This window comes from Pseudomonas sp. E315 (genome assembly GCF_055406205.1).
The window spans coordinates 268,787-288,015 of sequence record NZ_JBUZPJ010000001.1; the positions used below are offsets into that span (position 1 = coordinate 268,787).

Annotated in this window: 24 protein-coding genes; 12 read left to right on the top strand and 12 right to left on the bottom strand. The window is 52.9% G+C overall.

What is annotated here, in order from left to right; all coding sequences use genetic code 11:
* Window positions 1–12 precede the first annotated feature (12 nt).
* The 4 genes from ACZRJQ_RS01470 (at window position 13) to ACZRJQ_RS01485 (ending at window position 3,164) form a co-directional block, all read left to right on the top strand.
* Complete coding sequence (locus tag ACZRJQ_RS01470) at window positions 13–687, top strand: dihydrofolate reductase family protein (protein WP_463976640.1); 675 nt, start codon at window positions 13–15, stop codon at window positions 685–687.
* Window positions 687–1,340 carry an HAD family hydrolase gene (locus tag ACZRJQ_RS01475; protein WP_463976641.1) on the top strand — a complete coding sequence of 218 codons (654 nt, stop codon included), beginning with the start codon at window positions 687–689 and terminating at the stop codon, window positions 1,338–1,340. Before ACZRJQ_RS01470 ends, ACZRJQ_RS01475 begins: the two co-directional genes overlap by 1 nt.
* Window positions 1,341–1,346: 6 nt before the next feature.
* Window positions 1,347–1,949, top strand: a complete 603-nt coding sequence (locus tag ACZRJQ_RS01480) for a DUF1349 domain-containing protein (RefSeq protein ID WP_463976642.1) — start codon at window positions 1,347–1,349, stop codon at window positions 1,947–1,949.
* Window positions 1,950–2,027: 78 nt separating this feature from the next.
* Entirely contained in the window at window positions 2,028–3,164 is a 1,137-nt protein-coding gene (locus ACZRJQ_RS01485; RefSeq protein WP_463976976.1) for an MFS transporter, read from the top strand.
* A gap of 20 nt (window positions 3,165–3,184) precedes the next feature.
* On the opposite strand, the gene ACZRJQ_RS01490 is transcribed toward ACZRJQ_RS01485, so the two are convergent.
* The 4 genes from ACZRJQ_RS01490 to ACZRJQ_RS01505 form a co-directional block, all read right to left on the bottom strand.
* A complete protein-coding gene (locus ACZRJQ_RS01490; RefSeq protein WP_463976643.1) occupies window positions 3,185–3,997 on the bottom strand; it encodes a DUF6710 family protein in 813 nt (270 codons plus the stop codon).
* 93 nt (window positions 3,998–4,090) lie between these two features.
* Window positions 4,091–4,738 carry a pyroglutamyl-peptidase I gene (gene pcp, locus ACZRJQ_RS01495; protein WP_463976977.1) on the bottom strand — a complete coding sequence of 216 codons (648 nt, stop codon included), beginning with the start codon at window positions 4,736–4,738 and terminating at the stop codon, window positions 4,091–4,093.
* Window positions 4,739–4,745: 7 nt separating this feature from the next.
* On the bottom strand, window positions 4,746–5,696 hold the full coding sequence (locus ACZRJQ_RS01500) for a DUF979 domain-containing protein (protein ID WP_463976644.1): 951 nt from the start codon (window positions 5,694–5,696) through the stop codon (window positions 4,746–4,748).
* Window positions 5,693–6,418 carry a DUF969 domain-containing protein gene (locus ACZRJQ_RS01505; protein ID WP_463976645.1) on the bottom strand — a complete coding sequence of 242 codons (726 nt, stop codon included), beginning with the start codon at window positions 6,416–6,418 and terminating at the stop codon, window positions 5,693–5,695. Before ACZRJQ_RS01505 ends, ACZRJQ_RS01500 begins: the two co-directional genes overlap by 4 nt.
* A 306-nt stretch (window positions 6,419–6,724) precedes the next feature.
* Here ACZRJQ_RS01505 and ACZRJQ_RS01510 point away from each other — a divergent pair, with 306 nt between their 5' ends.
* Complete coding sequence (locus tag ACZRJQ_RS01510; RefSeq protein WP_463976646.1) at window positions 6,725–7,639, top strand: LysR family transcriptional regulator; 915 nt, start codon at window positions 6,725–6,727, stop codon at window positions 7,637–7,639.
* A gap of 343 nt (window positions 7,640–7,982) precedes the next feature.
* On the opposite strand, the gene ACZRJQ_RS01515 is transcribed toward ACZRJQ_RS01510, so the two are convergent.
* On the bottom strand, window positions 7,983–9,191 hold the full coding sequence (locus ACZRJQ_RS01515) for a methionine gamma-lyase (RefSeq protein WP_463976647.1): 1,209 nt from the start codon (window positions 9,189–9,191) through the stop codon (window positions 7,983–7,985).
* 124 nt (window positions 9,192–9,315) lie between these two features.
* Between ACZRJQ_RS01515 and ACZRJQ_RS01520 the strand changes: the two genes are divergently transcribed.
* Window positions 9,316–9,783, top strand: a complete 468-nt coding sequence (locus tag ACZRJQ_RS01520) for an Lrp/AsnC family transcriptional regulator (RefSeq protein WP_463976648.1) — start codon at window positions 9,316–9,318, stop codon at window positions 9,781–9,783.
* An 89-nt stretch (window positions 9,784–9,872) separates the two neighbouring features.
* Entirely contained in the window at window positions 9,873–10,406 is a 534-nt protein-coding gene (locus ACZRJQ_RS01525; protein WP_463976649.1) for a DUF3087 family protein, read from the top strand.
* A 69-nt stretch (window positions 10,407–10,475) separates the two neighbouring features.
* Here the strand turns inward: ACZRJQ_RS01525 and ppnN are convergent, their stop codons facing one another.
* Window positions 10,476–11,849: a nucleotide 5'-monophosphate nucleosidase PpnN gene (gene ppnN, locus ACZRJQ_RS01530; protein WP_463976650.1), complete on the bottom strand. Its 1,374-nt coding sequence runs from the start codon at window positions 11,847–11,849 to the stop codon at window positions 10,476–10,478.
* A gap of 322 nt (window positions 11,850–12,171) precedes the next feature.
* Between ppnN and ACZRJQ_RS01535 the strand changes: the two genes are divergently transcribed.
* Window positions 12,172–12,492, top strand: coding sequence for a YbjQ family protein (locus ACZRJQ_RS01535; protein ID WP_463976651.1), 321 nt, complete (start codon window positions 12,172–12,174; stop codon window positions 12,490–12,492).
* Between the two features lie 217 nt (window positions 12,493–12,709).
* On the opposite strand, the gene ACZRJQ_RS01540 is transcribed toward ACZRJQ_RS01535, so the two are convergent.
* Window positions 12,710–13,228 (bottom strand): Dps family protein, encoded by a 519-nt coding sequence (locus ACZRJQ_RS01540; RefSeq protein WP_463976652.1) that lies wholly within the window; start codon window positions 13,226–13,228, stop codon window positions 12,710–12,712.
* Window positions 13,229–13,432: 204 nt separating this feature from the next.
* Between ACZRJQ_RS01540 and ACZRJQ_RS01545 the strand changes: the two genes are divergently transcribed.
* Together ACZRJQ_RS01545 and ACZRJQ_RS01550 are read left to right on the top strand one after the other, a co-directional pair.
* On the top strand, window positions 13,433–14,128 hold the full coding sequence (locus ACZRJQ_RS01545) for an AzlC family ABC transporter permease (RefSeq protein WP_463976653.1): 696 nt from the start codon (window positions 13,433–13,435) through the stop codon (window positions 14,126–14,128).
* Window positions 14,125–14,436, top strand: coding sequence for an AzlD domain-containing protein (locus ACZRJQ_RS01550; RefSeq protein WP_463976654.1), 312 nt, complete (start codon window positions 14,125–14,127; stop codon window positions 14,434–14,436). Before ACZRJQ_RS01545 ends, ACZRJQ_RS01550 begins: the two co-directional genes overlap by 4 nt.
* Here the strand turns inward: ACZRJQ_RS01550 and ACZRJQ_RS01555 are convergent.
* The 3 genes from ACZRJQ_RS01555 to ACZRJQ_RS01565 all read right to left on the bottom strand — a co-directional run bounded on the left by ACZRJQ_RS01555 (window position 14,384) and on the right by ACZRJQ_RS01565 (window position 15,382).
* Window positions 14,384–14,578, bottom strand: a complete 195-nt coding sequence (locus ACZRJQ_RS01555) for a hypothetical protein (RefSeq protein ID WP_463976978.1) — start codon at window positions 14,576–14,578, stop codon at window positions 14,384–14,386. The genes ACZRJQ_RS01550 and ACZRJQ_RS01555 overlap by 53 nt on opposite strands.
* A 109-nt stretch (window positions 14,579–14,687) precedes the next feature.
* Window positions 14,688–14,882, bottom strand: a complete 195-nt coding sequence (locus tag ACZRJQ_RS01560) for a hypothetical protein (RefSeq protein ID WP_463976655.1) — start codon at window positions 14,880–14,882, stop codon at window positions 14,688–14,690.
* 149 nt (window positions 14,883–15,031) lie between these two features.
* Window positions 15,032–15,382, bottom strand: coding sequence for a hypothetical protein (locus ACZRJQ_RS01565; protein ID WP_463976979.1), 351 nt, complete (start codon window positions 15,380–15,382; stop codon window positions 15,032–15,034).
* 231 nt (window positions 15,383–15,613) lie between these two features.
* On the opposite strand from ACZRJQ_RS01565, the gene ACZRJQ_RS01570 reads away from it, so the two are divergent.
* Window positions 15,614–16,432, top strand: coding sequence for a shikimate 5-dehydrogenase (locus tag ACZRJQ_RS01570; protein ID WP_463976656.1), 819 nt, complete (start codon window positions 15,614–15,616; stop codon window positions 16,430–16,432).
* Window positions 16,433–16,471: 39 nt separating this feature from the next.
* Here the strand turns inward: ACZRJQ_RS01570 and ACZRJQ_RS01575 are convergent, their stop codons facing one another.
* A complete protein-coding gene (locus ACZRJQ_RS01575) occupies window positions 16,472–17,116 on the bottom strand; it encodes a YceH family protein (protein WP_463976657.1) in 645 nt (214 codons plus the stop codon).
* 285 nt (window positions 17,117–17,401) lie between these two features.
* Here ACZRJQ_RS01575 and ACZRJQ_RS01580 point away from each other — a divergent pair, with 285 nt between their 5' ends.
* The gene (locus tag ACZRJQ_RS01580) at window positions 17,402–17,911 is read left to right on the top strand and encodes a DUF1993 domain-containing protein (RefSeq protein ID WP_463976658.1); all 510 of its coding nucleotides are present in this window, start codon (window positions 17,402–17,404) and stop codon (window positions 17,909–17,911) included.
* Window positions 17,912–17,992: 81 nt separating this feature from the next.
* On the opposite strand, the gene sstT is transcribed toward ACZRJQ_RS01580, so the two are convergent.
* The gene (sstT, locus tag ACZRJQ_RS01585; RefSeq protein WP_463976659.1) at window positions 17,993–19,225 is read right to left on the bottom strand and encodes a serine/threonine transporter SstT; all 1,233 of its coding nucleotides are present in this window, start codon (window positions 19,223–19,225) and stop codon (window positions 17,993–17,995) included.
* Between the last annotated feature and the right edge of the window lie 4 nt (window positions 19,226–19,229).

The window sequence follows — 19,229 nt, forward strand, 5'->3', positions numbered from 1 at the left end:
AGTGGGTCTGCTATGAAGGTTACCGTATTTAGTCAAACTTCTATTGATGGAAAATTAACCCTGGGGCAGGGAGCCTCGAGCAAACCATTGTTTGAGCGTTTCAATGATGAAGATATGCGTTTTATCCATAAATTTCGCGGTGAGGTGGACGCGATCATGGTCGGCCGTAATACCATTTCCACCGACGACCCACAATTGACCAATCGTTATGAAACTGGGCGTGACCCGATCCGTATCGTGCCAACGACTTCACTGGATTTCGATTTGTCTGCCAAAGTTTTTAGTTCACCAGGGGAGACAATTATTGTCACGATAGACCGACTTCGCGATCACAAAATGGTTAAGCAGATACGAGGTCAGGGTAAGGAAGTACTTTTTGCTGGTGCAGAGCGTGTTGACTTCGAACTGCTTTTTTCGAAGCTGGAGGCGCGAGGGTTAAAACACATCATGGTTGAAGGCGGTGGGCAGCTTAATTGGCAGGTGTTTAATCTCGATTTAGTGGATGAAATTATTCTTATGCAGTTGCCTATAATTATCGGGGGGGCAGATACGGCCACCCTATCTGATGGCGATGGTTACCGAGATATTGAAATGACCAAGTCATTCAAGCTGCATGTGTTTGAAGCTCGATCAAATTACAATTTGCTGCACTTCAAGCGCGAGTCTGACCCGCGGAGCGCACATTGATGTTAGAGGCGAGTGCTGTCATTTTTGATATGGACGGGGTTTTAATTGATAGTGAACCTTTGTATATGGAGCAGGAAAGGCGTTCATTTGCACGTCACGGCGTGACCCTCAACAAGAATCAATTATCACGCTTCGTGGGCACGACTCAGCATCATATGTGGAGCGCCATAAAGAATGAATATGCACTTACTGAGTCACTCGACTCACTGATGACGCAGCATCATCAGCAATTGGTGCATATGATGAGTTCTGTTCCTCTTTCGCCAATGGCAGGTTCGCAGAAACTCCTCGACGTATTAAATAAAGCAGGGGTGCCTTGTGCAGTAGCATCATCATCTCCTCGGGAACTCGTTAATATCATTTTGCACAGAACAGGGCTGCGAACCTATTTTAATAATATTGTTTGTGGTGATGACGTTAAGCTGAGTAAACCCAATCCCGAGATATTTCTTTTGGCTGCAAAGCAGCTCGGTATACTTCCAGAGGAATGCTTGGTAATTGAGGATTCATGTCACGGTGTTACTGCTGCCAAGGCTGCAACTATGTTCTGCATAGGTCTGATTAACGCGAGCTCAGGACGGCAAGACCTAAGTAAGGCAGATGTTCGTGTTCGTGGTCATGATGAAGTTTTGAAATGGATTGTTGAGAAATAAATAGTCATGAAGAGAATTAATATATCTGACTTGCGCTGGATTAATGCGCCTGAGCACTCGTTAGTTACCGAGCATGAAATTATAATTCATACTTCGCCAGATACGGATTTTTGGCGGGGAACCTATTACGGGCTTGAATACAATAATGCGCCCGCTATTGTTCTTGCCTCTGAGGAGCAGTTTTGGACGCTCAAGGCTAAGGTGAGCTTCCAATCGGATGTTTATTTTGATCAGTGTGGATTGTTCATTTATCAGAACGAAAATAATTGGATGAAAAGTGGTATTGAGTACCAAAGTAATGGCTACCAACAGCTTTTTTCTGTAGTGACAAATAACGGTTTTTCTGATTGGTCCATGGTTAATTTCGATCGGGTTACACAAACCATGTATTACCGGTTAAGTCGAAGAGGGAGTGATTTTTTGCTTGAGCACTCAACGGAGGGTGTGAGTTTTGATGTGATGCGTATGTTTCACTTGTTTGATACTCAAGGCAGTGTCCGGTTCGGTTTTTTTGCCAGTAGCCCAGGGGACTCTTCATTTGCCGCTCATTTTTCAGAGATTGAGTGGACGGAATGCCTCTGGAAAGAGCACACCGCTTCTCGTTTTTAATGTCTAGAGCTTTCATAACTAATGATATTTTCAGCCAGTAAAAACCGGCAGGCACTTTATGTGTGCTATGCAGCCATGATGTGTTTAGCTATGGCGCTCAATTTTCTCCCGGTATACCTGACCACTTTCGGCGATACTTTTGGTGGCCAGTCGGGACTGACAGCCGAGCAACTTGGGCGAATCCCGGCGGTGATGTTTCTCAGCTTCATTATTGCTATTTTGATCACAGGGCCTTTGGCGGATCGCGGTGATGCCAAGCTTATTATTACCTTTGGCCTAATAGTCACCCTCATAGGCTTGGGCCTTGTTGCTTTGGCACCGTCCTATACTTTTCTACTGTTTGCCGTAGCCATAATGGGGTTTGGTGCGGGTGTGCTGGATATGATCCTCAGTCCAATGGTTGTTGCTCTGCAACCTGATCGTCGTAGCGTCGCCATGAACTGGTTACACTCGTACTTCTGCATGGGTGCTGTGGGTGCTGTGCTGATCGCTAGTATGGCGCTGAAGTGGGATATTTCGTGGCGGATAGTTGCGCTGGGAATCATGATTGCGCCCTTTGTTACTTTTCTGTTGTTTCTGAAATTAACGCTACCGCCCTTGATTCAAGAGGGGGGACAGCGTGAGTCCATCCCCAAACTTGTTAGGCAGCCCTATTTCATAGCCTGCCTGATCGCTATTTTTCTAGGAGGCGCAACAGAAATGGGGCTATCACAATGGCTCCCAACGTATGCAGAACAAGGGTTAGGCTACTCGAAAGAAGTAGGTGGTTTTGCTCTAGCAGGTTTTTCCGTCGGTATGGTATTTGGGCGAATGGCGGCCGCGTTGTTGCAAGAACGAATACCACCTATCAGCCTGATGCTGGGATGTTGTGCTGTTACCGTAGTGCTGTTTATGGTGGTCAGCTTTCCCCCCAGCCCAGCAATAGGATTGGCTGCTGCTATCGTTGCGGGATTCACAGGTAGTTGTCTGTGGCCAACGATGCTGGCTATTGCTGCTGATGCTTATCCTCAGGGTGGAGCCACTATGTTCGCTGTACTTACAGCCTTCGGTAATGCTGGTTGTAGTTTGGTCCCCTGGCTTGTGGGGCTCATTACAGCACAATCGGACATCCACATAGGCCTGTTGGCTGTTGCGGTGTGCCCGGCTGGCATGATGGTATTGCTTGTGTGGATGTCGCGTTGGTCACGTCGAAACACCTTGATTCTGTCGCGTTAAAGAAATGGAGTCAGACGTAACTACTTTATGGTGACGATTAGATGCGAGCGTATTAACCGCCCAATCTCAAATACGGCGGCCGTGCGCCAATCTAAGACCGGGCCCAAGTTAGCGCCTGACTGTGTATCGATGAAGTTCACGCCGTCACATTGCAGATCGTCGAGCAAGAAGGCCATGTCATAAATGGTGTCTGGTTTGATTTCGCCTTCGCCCGCGAGAATGCCAGCCGTTATTGAGTGATTTCCTCCGTTAACGAACCCTATTCCCCACGGTAGCCATACGTCCACTCGATGGTTCTGGTCCTGGCGCCAGCCACCTTGGTAGCTGCGATCTGTAGTTTCTGGCTGTTTGTTCGATCCAATAGTGGCCAGTGCATTAACGTAACCCGCGTAACTCCAAGCACAAGGAAGCACAATGTCGCGTGATAACTGAAGCGTGTAATAGGGGGCCTCCAATTTGCTGCCTCGCCAATTAATTCCATCCGAGCTAAACAACCTATCGCGTACGTCATTCCCAAAAAACGTGTAAGACACGATAGGGGGCAAGGCATCTTGGCCGCGCTCAGCAATACCCAGCAGGTAGTCAGATTGCAGAGGGCGCAGGATTGCTCGCACCAGATCTATCAGCCCGTTTGGGTTGATAGTGGCGATGTCATTGGCTGTTTTCAGCAGGTGGGTAAAGCGTGAGTCAGCTTGTTGCTTGTGTATAAGAGGGTTGTGTTCATTTTGCTGCTGTCGTTTAGTGAGCCACCTGTCCAGCAGTCGAAAACGTGAGCGTTGTGAATGAGGTTGCAAAGCTTCGCTGCTGTTATCGGTGTGCTTGTTTCCTGCCATATTCGCCCCCTTGTTTTTATGCGGCTTAGCTGAGCGTAGATACATTCCATGCAGAACCTGAGCTAGGTTAACGCTTCAGATTGTTAGGATTCATCAACACACCTGCCCCCCTGTTTCCTGCACATCGTCTTCAGTGTGCAGGGCTGCGATCACCGCGATATGCAACCCCTCAACGAGCAGATCCAGCGCGAGAGAAGGCTGCCCTTGCGCATTGTGCGCAGCCTGTTCGGGCAGCAAGGGAATATGGATAAAACCACTGCGCACTGACGAGCCGGCCAAGCTGTGCTGCAAGTAATAAAACACCTGATTGCACACAAAGGTGCCCGCAGTTTGGGAGACAGACGCCGGAATGCCAGCGTCTCTTAATGCCCGCACGACGGCTTTGATGGGCAATGTGCTGAAGTAAGCGGCGGGGGCGCCGGGAATGACGGGCGTATCTATGGGTTGGTCGCCCAGGTTGTCGGCAATGCGGGCATCGTTGAGGTTGATCGCCACCCGTTCAATCGATAGATCACTGCGCCCTTGTGCTAACCCGACAGCAATCACTAATACTGGCTGGTGTTCATCCAATAACTGGAGCAGTCGGGTAGGGGCTTGAGCAAACACGCAGGGCAACTGGCGGGCGACAATGCGCACGTTGTCGCCCGCCAAGCTCCCGTCAAGATGTCGCACAGCCTCCCACGACGGGTTGAGGGTGTCTTGGTCGAATGGCTCGAAACCTGTCAGGAGTACGGTGCGCATCATGGCCTCACATCAGTAAATAAAGCAGCACGATGTTGACGACTAGCATCAACAACGCGGTAGGCATTTGAGCCTTGATGACGGCGTATTTGTCCGGCAGCTCCAGTAACGCCACCGGGACGATATTGAAGTTAGCCGCCATTGGCGTCATGAGGGTGCCGCAGTAGCCGGAAAACATCCCGATCGCAGCCATCACGGCTGGGTTGGCATCATAAATTCCCACGAGTACGGGGACGCCGACGCCGCCCGTCATAACCGGGAATGCAGCAAAACCATTGCCCATGATCACGGTAAACAGTGCCATGCCCAGCACGTAAACCATCACGGCCACGAGTCGGTAGTCCATGTTGATGTAAGCGGTGGTGACGTGGGCAACCGCATTGCCAACCCCTGCGTCATTGAACAGCAAGCCCAGCATGGCTAGCATTTGTGGCAGCACCATCGTCCAGCCAAGGGCTTCAGTCAGACGTCGTGATTCGCGCAAGGCTTGCATCGGCGTATCCCGGGTCAGTACGCAGGCAATGATCAAGGCAACGATACACCCCATGCCTAATGACACGAATGTGGTGTTTTTCGGGTCCAGCAGCGGCACACCGCCGATTTGCGTGTGCTTAAGCAGCATCGAGCCAATGACGGTGACCAGCGGAATAGCCAAAGCAGGAATAAACAGCTTGTGACCCAGTCGACCTGCGCTCGCGCGTGCCGCTTTTACGTGTAGCTCTGCGTGGGAGCCACGGCCAACTCCGCCAATGCCCGCAATCACGGCCATCAGCAATACGCCGAGGCCAACAGCAAACGGCGCAACACGATCACCCACCAAAAAAACCAGCGCGAAAAGGGCCCAGAATAGCCCGCTGCTCCAACGTTTGGGGTGGGTGCGATCACAGACGATCATGCCCGCCGTAATCAATAACAGCACGCCCGCCAGCCAGTAGAAGTACTCGATTGAAATAATCACCGTGCGGCCTCCACTGATGTCTCTGCGTGTTCAGTTGCATTTAGCGTGCGAGATAACATCAAGTCGAAGCGATACAGGCGTAACGCGTGAACGATGAACGCACAAATCGCCGTAGGGATTCCCCAGAAAGCGATATGCAATGGCTCGACATCCAGCCCTGAACCCAGCAAGAAAGTGTGCATCAATGCGATGGCGCCGAATGCTACAAATACGTCTTCGCCAAAGAACAAACCAACGTTGTCAGTGGCCGCACACATGGCGAGCACCTTGTGGCGCAGCGCTGGCGGCAGTTTGCCGTAACGGTTCTCAGCGGCGCCTTCGGCCATTGGGGCCAAGAGCGGGCGAACCATCTGCGGGTGGCCGCCCAGGCTGGTCAGCCCTACAGCTGCTGTGGTTTCGCGCACAAACAGATAGATGATTAGCAAGCGCCCGACAGTGGCGCGCTGAAAGCGGGCAATCCAGTTTTGCGCGTGTATGCGCAAACCGTGGCGCTCCAACAGGCCGATCACGGCCAAAGGCAGCAGCAAGATTAATTGCAAGGCGCGGGTTTCAATGAAGCCTTCGCCCATGCTGGAGATGATTTTTTCAAGGGGGAAATTGGCCGCCAGGCCCGTCACGATCGCCGCGAAACTCACGACGAGCAGTGGGTTAAAACGCAGCACAAAGCCGATGACAATGACGAACACGCCTAATAAAGGCCACAAGTTGACGACGGATTGCATGGGGGGATAATCCCTTAGCTGAATGCCGCAGCACCAGGGCAGGCTGGTGTGAGCAAATTGAAAGCGGTCGGGCTCACTTTCATACCATTGGCGCGCTGCCCAACTCAGCGTGTTTTTTTATTGTTGACGCTCGATAGACGACGTCATTGGCCGATATCTTTGGTGCCTTTGTGCGATGCGTCCAGTCAATAAAAGTTGTCACCGCCGAACAAAAAAGTTTTGTCAATCACGTACTTAGGCAGGGTGGCTTGAAGTTGTGGCAAGGGTTTACAGTGTCGGCTCGTTTTGAAACGTCGGGAAAACACCATGAATATGCGATTTCTTCTGACATTCGTCTGGGTGGCGCGGCTCGGAAGTTTTCGTCTGACCGCTGAAAAGCTTTCAAGCACTCAAGCGGCTATTTCCAGTCGTATTTCGGTGCTCGAAACTGAGCTTGGTGTGCAGTTGTTTCAGCGCGACTCTCGTGGCGTAAACCTGACCCGTGAGGGCCATAAAGTGCTGGGTTACGCCGAGCAAATGCTGGCCACTCAACAACGCTTGTTGCAATCGCTGGGGCAAGCAGACTGCTATGCGGGGCGCTTGCGCATTGGGGTGATGGACACGGTCATTCACAGTTGGCTGAGTGAGTTGATCAACGCCTTGAGTCGCGATTACCCACAAGTTGAAGTTGAGTTGACGGCAGACACGGCCTTGAACCTGAGCGAGCAGTTGCTTAAAGGTCAGCTTGATCTCATTTTTCAGACAGATCTGTTACGCGCCGATGGGGTGCGAAATGTGCAATTGGCCAGCTACCCCTTGAGCTGGATCGTAGCCAAAGGTGGGGCGCTCGATCGCACTTACGAAGACCTGTCAGATCTTTGCCAAGAGCGCTTGCTGACCTTTTCACGGTTGTCACGCCCTCATCAGGACGTACTTAATTTTTTGCACCAACAAGGCATTGCTGCACCTCGCCTCAGTTGTATTAACTCAGTGGCGGCCATCATCAAGTTGGTGACCGATGGCTTTGGAATTGGTGCCTTGCCGCCAGTTCTGGTCAGCCGAGAACTGCAAAGCGCGAGCTTGGTCGCGTTACCGATCATGACTGCGCCGCAGTTCCCGGTGTATGCCAGCTGGCGCGTCGGGGCGGGCCTTGAATTGAACGAAGCCGTGGTTAACTTGAGCCAGAGAGTGGTGACGGACTACCACCGCAGCGTATTGCCGGAGCACTTTGTTCTGCCCTGATACGTATTTTTGTGTTTTATCTGCACCTGTTATGGGTGCAGAAGGGGGCTCAAAATAGCGACCTCTGCAGACCTGAAAGACGCAATGGCCCTCGCCATGTGTGAGCTGATTGTCAGTGCCTGTTTTTTCGTGAACTTATGGGGCAGGAGATCGTATGGCTAAGATGGGATGGTTTTTGGGTGGCTTTCTGGTGCTAACCATTGGAATCGGCATTCTCGCCACGATTCCGCCGGGTTAAAAAGGCATCTTCAATTCGTACTGTTTGGTTATTCAAATGAGCGTGCTCGAGACGCTTGCGCTGCGGGTGTGCGAGCAACCCGCTCATTTGAAGGCCCAAGGTTACTTAACGTGTAGGCATTATTGACTTGAGCGCCTGTTTTATATCGGCCAACAAGTCGTCCAGATCCTCTAGCCCCACAGCCAGTCTGACCAGCCCCTCAGAAATATCGTGACGGGCTCGTTCTTCGCGGGTGTAAGTAGAGTGGGTCATGCTTGCAGGATGCTGCGCTAAAGATTCAGCACCTCCCAAGCTCACCGCGCGGCTGAACAGGTTGAGTGCGTTCATGAAGCGCCGACCGGCTTCAAGCCCCCCTTTGAGTTCGAAAGCAATCATGCCGCCCGGCATTTTCATTTGGCGTTTTGCCAATGCGTATTGTGAGAAAGAAGGAAGTCCGGGGTATGTCACCGACTCAACAGCAGGATGGTTCTCCAGACATTGCGCGATCGCTTGCGCGTTGCTGCAGTGGCGGTCCATGCGCAAGGCCAGGGTTTTGAGGCCACGCATCAGTAAGTAAGCATCTTGCGGCGACAATACAGCGCCCGTTAGATCTTTGAGGCCTTGCAAGCGAATGTTATCGGCTACTGCTTGGCTTGCCACAACAATCCCGGCGGTTATATCGCTGTGACCGCTGAGGTATTTGGTAGCGGAATGCACCACCACATCAGCCCCCATTTCTAGCGGGCGCTGTAAGTACGGGGTGCAGTAGGTGTTATCAATCACCACTGTGATGTTGCCGTGCTTATGTGCAATGGCTGAAATGGCAGGAATGTCCACCAGGTGCATGTTTGGGTTGGCGGGTGTTTCGAAGTAAATCATTCGCGTGGCGGGAGATATTGCGGCTTCAAAGTCGGCCAGATTTGACATGTCGACATGACGGACTTTAATGCCGAACTCACCAATGCCGTGGTGCAACAAAGCAAAGGTGCAGCCGTACAACGTGCGGTTGACGATAATCTCATCTGCGGGCCTGAGCATCGTCCAGAACGTCGCCGCAATCGCGCCCATGCCGGAGCCAAAGGCTACCGCGGCTTCGCCACTTTCCAGTGTGGCCATTCGGGATTCAAGCAGGGCCAGAGTCGGATTAGAAATACGGGTGTAAAAGTGCCCGCTTTCTTCTCCGGCAAAACAGCCAGCGCCATATTCAACTGTAGGAAAGGCAAACGTAGACGTTAAATAAATAGGCGGAATAAGTGCGCCCTTATTTTCCAGTGCGTTGTAGCCATGATGAATTGCACGAGTAGAAAAGCCGAGGTCACTTTTTTTGCCGTTCATGATGGACTCTCCGTTATTTCCTACGATGCTATGCTCAAATTCAACAGTAAAAATTCCAAAATGGCAGATCAATTTGAGCCTTGTTAGAACAAAAAACAGCCACGATGAAATTTAGAGGCAAAGCATGCTAATCGCCCTGGATCGAACCGATAAGGCCTTGCTGGCCGCTCTGCAAGGTAATGCACGATTGACTGTTGCAGAGCTGGCAGAAAAGGTCTCGTTGACCACTTCTCCCTGCTGGCGTCGAGTGAAAATGCTGGAAGAAAGTGGCTTGATTAGCGGCTATCAAGCGATTATCTCGCCCAAGGAACTGGGGTTTGGTGTCACCGCTTTTGTCAGTGTGATGATGGAATCTCACTCCAGAGAAACGGCCCGGCGCTTTGAACAGCGCCTGTTGGAAATCCCTGAAATCGTCGCCTGTCATAACATTTCGGGGCGTTATGATTTTTTGCTTGAAGTGGTGGCTAAAGACCTTGATGCGTTTGGTGAGTTTGCGCGGGAAGTTTTACAAACATTGCCCGCAGTCAAAGAGATCTATTCGAGCTTTTCGTTCAAGTCGGTTAAGCCATTGCGCGTCATTCCTGTGCTGTAACGTCGGCGCTTAATCTCAATAACAGGTCCAGTATTAGTTCATACTGCGGCCTGTTTTTTTAACCCGCCTGCAGGAGCCTGGACACAGTGATGTTTGAAATAAAACCGATGAGCCCTGAGGTTTATCGCCAGCAAACCCGCCGTAGCACGCTGTATATAGCCTTGACCTTCGCTTTGTTGGCGCTCGTGGTCTCTGGCGTGTTAGTGATGTTTTTTGGTGCTGCGCAGGGTGACAATTTTCGCCTGAACCTGGCCGGCGTGATTGCAGCGTTACTACTGACCATCGGGTTGGTGCGCTATGTGTTTTGGTCACAGCCTTGGATGGCCGCCGCGGCTTATGGCTGGAGGCTAAAACGCAGCTTGATGCGGGTCACAAACGTGATGCACTACGTCACGGCAGGCGTGATGGCAGGGGATGAGGCCGCGATGAAGTTGCTGCGTTTTTATCATCTGGGTATCACGCAGATGTATCAGCTGGACGCCAACTCCAGCGCGCTTAGCCAAATGATGCATGAAATTGATTTGCACAAGTCCCGTCTGCAAGCGCTGAAAATCGACACAGAGCAAACTCGGCTGAACCCCTCGTGGCTTGAGGCTGTAAAAAAGTTCACGCCCATGAAGTAACCCTCGATGGCTCGCCAAGCGATGCGCATTGCAACATTGCGTTTTCGCTCAGCGAACCCGGCTCAGGGGTTAGCTCACCACGCGATAGCACGGCACATAGGCTGCGCCACCCGGTAGCTTCATGCGGTGCTGTTCGACGAACGCGTTCAGCAGTTTGTCCAAAGGTTTCATGATTGCCGCGTCGCCATGAATCTCATAAGGGCCATGTTGCTCAATCAGATGAATGCCTTTCTCTTTGACATTACCCGAGACAATCCCGGAGAAGGCCTGGCGCAAGTTAATGGCCAGCTCATGGGGGGGCAGGTCGCACCTTAATTGCAAACTGGCCATGTTGGCGTGGGTGGGATCGAACGGGCGCTGGAACCCCTCATCAATTTTCAGCAGCCAGTTGAAGTGGAACGCATCGTTACGTTCGCGCCGGAACTGTTTAACGGCCTTGAGCCCGTGGGTCATATGACGCGCGACTTCGGCGGGGTTATCAATGATGATTTGATAATGCTTTTGCGCCGCGTCACCCAACGTAGCGCCCACAAACTCATGCAACTGTTGCAAGTAAGGTTCGGCTTCTTTAGGCCCCGTTAGAATCACCGGAAACGGCACTTCGCTGTTGTCCGGGTGCATCAAGATACCCAGCAGGTAGAGGAACTCCTCAGCTGTGCCGGCACCTCCGGGAAAGATGATGATGCCGTGGCCGACACGAACGAAAGCTTCCAGGCGCTTCTCGATATCGGGCAGGATCACCAATTCGTTGACGATCGGGTTTGGCGCTTCAGCGGCAATGATGCCCGGCTCGGTAAGCCCCAGATAACGTCCGCCCGTCAGTCGCTGTTTAGCGTGGGAAATAGTGGCGCCCTTCATAGGGCCTTTCATCACGCCGGGGCCGCATCCCGTACAGATATCAAGGCTGCGCAGGCCTAGCTCGTGGCCGACTTTTTTGGTGTATTTGTATTCTTCGGTGTTAATCGAGTGCCCGCCCCAGCACACCACAATCTTGGGCTCGACACCGGGACGCAACGTGCGGGCATTACGTAATAGGTGGAATACGTAGTCAGTAATCCCTTGTGAGTTACTCAAGTCGATACGTGGGCTGTCCAGGCCACTTTGCGTGTAAACAATGTCTCGCAGGGCGCTGAACAACATCTCACGGGTGCTGGCGATCATTTCACCATCAACGAAGGCGTCGGCAGGCGCATTCAGCAACTCAAGCTTTACACCGCGGTCTTGCTGATGAATGCGCACCTCGAAGTCTTTGTAGGCTTCAAGGATTGTTTTAGCGTTGTCGACGTGAGCGCCCGTATTAAGGATGGCGAGCACGCATTGGCGAAACAGGGTGTAGCTGCTGCCTGATCCTACTTCACTCAGTTGTTGCACTTCACGTTGGGAGAGGGTTTCCAGGCTGCCTTTAGGGCTTACAGAGGCATTAATGACTTGTCTTTGGACCATTGTGGACTTCCTGTGAGCGGGGTCGAAAAGTTGCTTGGCGTAGCCATTGAGTTCATATCAGCAATCCGCAGCTGCCGAGCGAGAGGTCCCAACTCTTACGTCTTTAGATTTATTTGCTCTAACCATAATAGTCGCAGGTTCGGCACATGAAAGTGGCGAGTGCTTCATGCTAGAGCGAGTTCCTACACTAACATTGCAGACAGATAAGACCAGCGCTGTGCTGCACCGAGGCGCTGGCGCAGCAATCAATGGTTACTTTGAGGTAATCTTCTGACCACATTGAGATGGCTGTCTCAGCTCCAACAGCGAAAAGGGTACTCAGATGATTGTCACCACCACACACACCATTGATGGCCGAAAGATCACTGACTATTTAGGCGTTGTCAGTGCCGAGTCGGTACATGGGATCAACGTAGTGCGCGATTTTTTTACGGGTGTACGGGACTTTTTTGGTGGGCGCTCACAAACCTTGGAGCGCGCGCTGAAAGAAGCGCGGGCTGAGGTGACTGCTGAAATCCGCGACCGGGCAGGTGATTTACGCGCAGACGCTATTGTCGGCCTGGATTTTGAAATCAGCATGCCGTCGGGACGTGGCGGTATGTTGGTGGTATTTGCTACGGGCACAGCGGTGCGCTTGAACTGAACAAAGACTCGCTCGCCCTTTGACTGTCGAGATGGCTCAGAGCCGCTTGCGCAGAAGCCGCCTGAAATCTACACAAAAAAAAGCCCGCGGGGGGGAGGGTGCGGGCGAAGGGTTCATTGAATGAGCGCAGTCACTATACAACGCACTTCTGGCTGACAATGTGAAACAAAATTCATCTGGAGCGCCGGATTGATCAGCGTCAACCCGGCGTTTTTGCTTATTTGGTACGTGAAGACTCAAACAGGAACCACACGCGACGTTCGGCTTCGTCAATCCAGTTTTCCAGCAGGCTAGTGGTTGCCACGTCGCCCAGTTCAGAGCACATGTCGTGGGTAGCCCGCATGTAAGCGGCCAGTTGGATATTGTCTTCGCGCAATTCGGCCAGCATGTCACCCGGCGTCACGAAATCGGCGTCGTTGTCCAACAAGCGCTGGAGTTTTTTGATGTGACCAATCGAGCGAATCGTGGTGCGCCCCAGCTTGCGTACGCGCTCAGCTATAGCGTCGGTGGTGGCATAAATTTGATCGGCTTGTTCGTCCAGAAGCAGATGGAAATCGCGGAAATGCGGGCCAGACATATGCCAGTGAAAATTCTTGGTCTTGAGGTAGATGGCGAAGGTGTCTGCCAGCAGCGCATTCACTTCGGCCGCAATGTTGATACAGGCTTCATCGCTCAACGCCGAAGGTGTCCGTAGATCGGCCTTTCTGCTTTCCTTGGCGGATTTCAGGTCTTTCATGATGGTTCCTCGTGAAGGCGTGGGTGGGAAAAATGGATCATTATTCGGGCTGACTAAAGACCACGAACAGCCTTTCGTCAAACCCTCTGGGCCGCCTCAGTGAGGGGCTCAGATAATTACGACTGGCTAAAGAGCAAGATCGTTCAAGACATTTTTTGCTTTAACTGCGACCCTTTGCCGCTGACTTTGGCCGGGATATGTTTGATGCCTAATACACTTGCTCGCGTCGCATTTATGCGTGGCGCGGTTGCCTGTCTTCCTTTGACATTGGCATGCGCGCCTTGGGGTTTGTTGGCAGGTTCGACGGCAATCGACGCGCAGTTGACCCCAGCGCAAAGCCAGGGCTTATCGGTGCTGGTATTTGCTGGCGCGGCTCAACTGGTGGCTATTGGCATGATCAAGGGTGGGGCCAGTGTGCTGTCCATTCTGGTGACGACCTTATTGCTGACCTCACAACACTTGTTGTACGCCATGCACTTGCGTGCGGTTGTGTCGCCACTGGCGCCGAGGTGGCGTTTTGGGCTTGGCTTTTTACTGACAGATGAGTTCTTTGCGCTGGTGAGCCCGTTTGATCGACAAACGTTCAATCGCTGGTACGCGCTGGGCGTTGGGCTGTGCATGTATGTGGGGTGGAATCTGTTCACCTTTTTAGGGGTGATTTTGGGCAAGAGTATTCCAGGGCTGGATCAACTGGGGCTGGAGTTTTCGATCGCTGCGACGTTTATCGCCTTGATTACACCCGTGGTACGCACTGTTGCGACCGTCGTGTGTGTGGCCGTTTCACTCTTGAGTGTGGTGATGTTCAGTTTTTGGCAGTGGGAATCTGCGATTGTACTGGCCGGGTTGGCGGGCATGACGGCGGGTTATTTGTGCAAGCGGCTGGGAGCGTACTTCGCATGATGTGGGTGATTATTGTTGGCATGGCGCTGATTCTGTTTTTTAACCGCTACCTGTTTTTAGAACCGCGGCTACCCATCCGCTTGAACCGGGGCGTGAGGGACTTTTTGAGTTTTGCAGTGCCGGGCATGCTAACCGCTATTTGCGGGCCGATTATTTTCGTCCAGGATCACGCGCTTAACCTGAGCCTGTTCAACCCTTATTTATTGGCCGGGTTGTGCGCCATAGGGCTGATGCTCTGGACGCGCAACGTTTTGCTCAGTGTCGCGTTAAGTGTGGCGTTGTTTTATCTGTTTCGCTGGTGGCTTTGACTTGTGCATCGGCACGAGAGGTAAATGGGCCGCTGACAGGAACGCCGTCAATCACGACATACCAACATGCCAATAGACCATGAGCACGAAGTGGGGCGGGAACAGCGCTGCCAATAACCGACATGACATGAACTTTGGGCATAAGTACCTCCTCAAACAATGGCGTTACCTTAGGGCCTGAGCCGCCGGGCAAAAAATCATTGCGGGTGATAGTCGCCATTGATACGAATGAGGTTAGTTCGCGGCCTGTTTTAATCAACCACCAGGTCAAGCATGTGCATCACTTCCTGATCGCTAAGCAGGCCCTTGTTTACAAGGTGCTGAGCCATCAGTGAGACAAGCTTGGCGCTGCGATGCCCTTCGAGTTGCTTGAGTTCGGTCAGTGCGTTGTAAACCTTGCTGGAAGTGCAGAGCCCAGCGGTGTGATGCGGGTTTTGTGTTGGCATAGGGTCGTCCTTGTTTTTATAAGTCATGCAGACGTTGATAGCAGATGGCGGCTCAGGCGCCTGGCGCGGCCCCATCAATAATGCCGCAGATGCGTTACAAATTGTGTATCACCTGCGACATTCATATCATCGATTACCGGCTATTTGCATTACCAGCGGGGCGGGCCGTAATACCCTCGAGGTGGCCCATAGGGCGCTGGATGCGGGCGGCCATAATCAGTTTGGTAGTAGACCGGCTGCGGAGCCGGAACATAAACAGGCTGCGGCTGGTAATAGACCGGCGGCGCCTGAACATACACGGGTTGGGGCTGAGCATAGACCGGTTGTTGAACATAAACCGGGCGTTGGTCCTGATTCGCCATAACCGAGCCAATAATAGTGGCGCCAACCACTGCGCCGAAAATCGCGGGCCCTGGGCCCCAGCCGCCGTGGGCGCTGGCTTGGCCTGCCGCCGCCAAGGTGGCGATAAGCAGAGCGACTTTGGGGATGTTGCGCATGATGTATTCCTCGGTTTGCAGCCCCGGCATGTTGACCTGTAACAGGTGGTTAAAGAGTGCGGGGATAACACTCAGACAGCGTTTTATAAAAAAACTGCGAAGTGTTTCAGTAAATTTTGTGTAAGGTCTGGCGTGTGCTGACACGTTTCAGTCGAGAAATTAAGTACATGATTGACCAAAAGTCCCGAAGCGGCGCTCGCCGTTTATCTGAAAGCCTTCGATAAGGAGATGAGCATGCAAATGAATCCGAACAAAGACACCCGGCTCTGCATATCGCTGTCAGGGCGACCGGGGAACTTCGGACTGCGCTTTCATAATCATCTTTACGAGCAGTTGGGCCTGAATTTCTATTACAAAGCGTGCACTAGCAAGGATTTAGTTGGCGCTGTAACGGGGATCCGCGCGTTAGGGATTCGTGGTTGCGGGGTGTCGATGCCCTTCAAGGAAGCCTGTATCGCTCTGGTAGATGAGTTGGACGCATCGGCTGAAGCCATCGATTCAATCAACACCATCGTCAATACCGACGGCCACCTCAAGGCCTACAACACTGACTACATCGCGATTGAGCAGTTGCTCAATACCCACCAGATTGCCAAGGACACCCGCTTTGCGCTACGGGGCAGTGGTGGCATGGCCAAGGCCGTGGCCAGCGCCCTGAGCGATGGCGGTTACCGAAACGGCATCATCGTTGCGCGCAATGAGATCACGGGCACCGCATTGGCGAAAAACTGTGGTTATCAGTGGTTGCCGGAACTGGGGGCTCACCGTCCACAGATGTTGATCAACGTAACACCGGTAGGCATGGCTGGCGGGGCAGAGGCTGATGACTTGGCGTTTGAGGCCGATGCAGTAGATCTGGCCGCGATCATCTTTGATGTGGTGGCGATTCCGGTTGAAACACCGTTGATCACTCGTGGGCGGGCTCAAGGCAAACAGGTGATTACGGGGCTGGAAGTCATTGCGATTCAGGCGCTAGAACAGTTTGTGTTGTACACCGGGGTTCGTCCCACACCCGAGCAGTTTCAGGCAGCGGTCGCATTTGCGCGCAGTTGACGACAGCGCCGAGCGAGTGACCTCGCCCGGCCGGCAGGGTTATTCGAGTTCAGCCAAGCGTGCTTCGAGTGCGGCGATTCGCGCTTCGAGGGCTTCAAAACGCTCCAGTGATACGCCGGAACTCGTGTTCCGCTCTGTGGATTGCTGGCGTGCGGCCATGATCGCTTCGATATCAGACGGATCGCCCAGCGCATGCATGTAGCGGTCTTCACGTTGACCCGATTGGCGCGGCAGCAGAAGCGCCAAGTCCCGAGCAATCAGACGCTCTAACTGATGCTGCACTTGTTCAGTGTCTTCAAAGTCGTGCATGCGACCACTGCGGGTCAAAAGTTCGTTCAGCGTTTGTGGGCCGCGCAAAAACAACAGGCCCAGCAACACGACTTGTGCCGGCACCAACTCCAGCGCCTTGTCGACCTTATGCTCCCAGCGATCAGCGCGACTGCCCATCACCAGTCGTGTGAAGCCGCGGCCTTCAAGCGCACGCAGGCTTTGTCCAATTTGGCCCTGTGTCAGGCTCATGACCGGCTCGCGGCTGGTCTTCTGGTTACAAGCTAATACCAGTGCATTGAGCGTCAGCGGGTAGGTTTCAGGGTTAGTGGCTTGCTTCTCGATCAAGGAACCGAGGATGCGGATCTCAATGCTGTTGAGCCGAGGTTCGGTGTCCGTATCGTGTTCAGTGCTCATCACGCTTTCCTTGTGCGTTGAATGGTGGGCTCGCTATGGTCTGTACGAAATGTTGTCGTGTGAAAGTTAACCAGGGCAAAACAGGCGAAGAACGGCCAAGGTTGTGCATGACTTTACGTGTTGCAAATGCGCATTCTGAGCCTGTTTTCAATGCGTCATCCCCGCATAGAGACATTGCGCACAGAGCCTATGGCTATTACGCGATAAAAGACAAGCCGCTTCAACCGAGCCAGGTGTCTATAATCGCTGCACTGTAACTCCCGCCCATCGACTGTCGAGACCTTCATGACTATCTCTCTGTACGCCGCATCCATTCCTGTGTTCAAGCAAATGCTCAATGCCATGAGCGGTGTGTTGACCAAGGCTGAGGCTCACGCAACCGCCAAGAACATTGATCCGAACGTGTTTTTGCAGGCGCGTCTGGCACCCGACATGTTCGCGCTGGTGCGCCAAGTACAAATTGCAGTGGATTTTGCCAAAGGTGTTTCAGGCCGATTGGCTGAAATCGAACTGCCAAAATACGATGATAACGAAACGACTTTCGCCGATCTCCAAGCGCTGATCGCCAAGGTGCTGGCTTTTGTTGACACCATCAAAGCTGAGCAGATTGATGGTAAGGAAGGCATCGAAATCATTACTCGCCAAGGCACGCCGAAAGAAAAACGCTTCACAGGTCAGGCATACCTACTGACTTATGGCTTGCCGCAGTTCTTCTTCCACGTGACCACCACCTACGCGATCCTGCGCCACAACGGCGTGGAAATCGGTAAGCGCGATTACATGGGTGCGTTCTGATTGAGTTGAGCGTCTGCGCGGAGTAGCGCAACGTAGCCTATTCAGGAGCCGCCAATCCGGCGCCCCTGAATAGGCGTTGACTTAGCCTTGTGGCGAGGCTTTGTCTTCATTGGCCATGCAGGCCGCAGCAGTAAACAGTACGTCGGTTGAAGAGTTAAGTGCCGTTTCGGCCGAGTCTTGCAGGATGCCGATGATGAAACCCACCGCCACTACTTGCATCGCGATTTCGCTCGGGATGCCGAACAGGCTGCACGCCAGCGGAATCAACAATAACGAACCTCCCGCCACACCTGATGCACCACAGGCGCAAATGGCTGCTACAACGCTGAGCAAGATAGCGGTAGGTAAGTCGACTTCAATTCCCAGCGTATGCACCGCCGCCAGACTCAGTACCGTAATAGTGATTGCTGCGCCTGCCATGTTGATGGTGGCACCCAGCGGGATCGAGACTGAGTAAGTGTCTTCATGCAGCCCCAAACGCTCGCTCAATGCCATGTTCACGGGAATGTTGGCCGCTGAGCTGCGCGTGAAAAAGGCAGTAATTCCGCTTTCACGCAGGCACAAAAATACCAGCGGATATGGGTTGCGACGCAGCTTCCATAACACGATTAGCGGGTTGATCACAAGTGCGACAAACAACATGCAGCCAATCAGCACCGCCAGTAGGTGCAGGTAACCCAGTAGAGCGCTAAAACCCGAAGTGGCGAGAGTGGAGGCGACCAGACCGAAAATCCCCAGCGGTGCGAAGCGGATAACCACGCGCACGATCAAGGTGACGCCATTCGACAAATCGCTGAGCACTGTGCGGGTCGTGTCACCGGCATGGCGAATAGCGATCCCCATACCAATGGCCCAGGCCAGAATGCCAATAAAGTTGGCATTCATCAGCGCGCTGACGGGGTTGTCGACCACGCTCAGCAGCAGACTTTGCATCACCTCGCTGATGCCGCCGGGGGCCGATACGGCAATATCTTCGGTGGCCAGTACCAGATTGGACGGGAACATCATGCTGGCAATAACGGCGACGACGGCCGCTGCAAAGGTGCCGAACAAATACAACACGAGGATCGGGCGGATGTGGGTTTCTTGGCCGTGTTTGTGGTTGGCAATAGAGGCCATTACCAACACAAACACCAGAATCGGGGCAACGGCTTTCAAGGCGCTGACGAACACCTTGCCAATGAAGGCGACCGAGACAGCGGCCGCGGGCGCAAGCCAGGCCAACAAGATCCCGGCAATGAGCCCAACGACAATCTGGGTCACCAGACTGGTGCTTTTTAGCCTGTGCAGCAGGGAAGGTGAAGCGTCAGTCATAAGG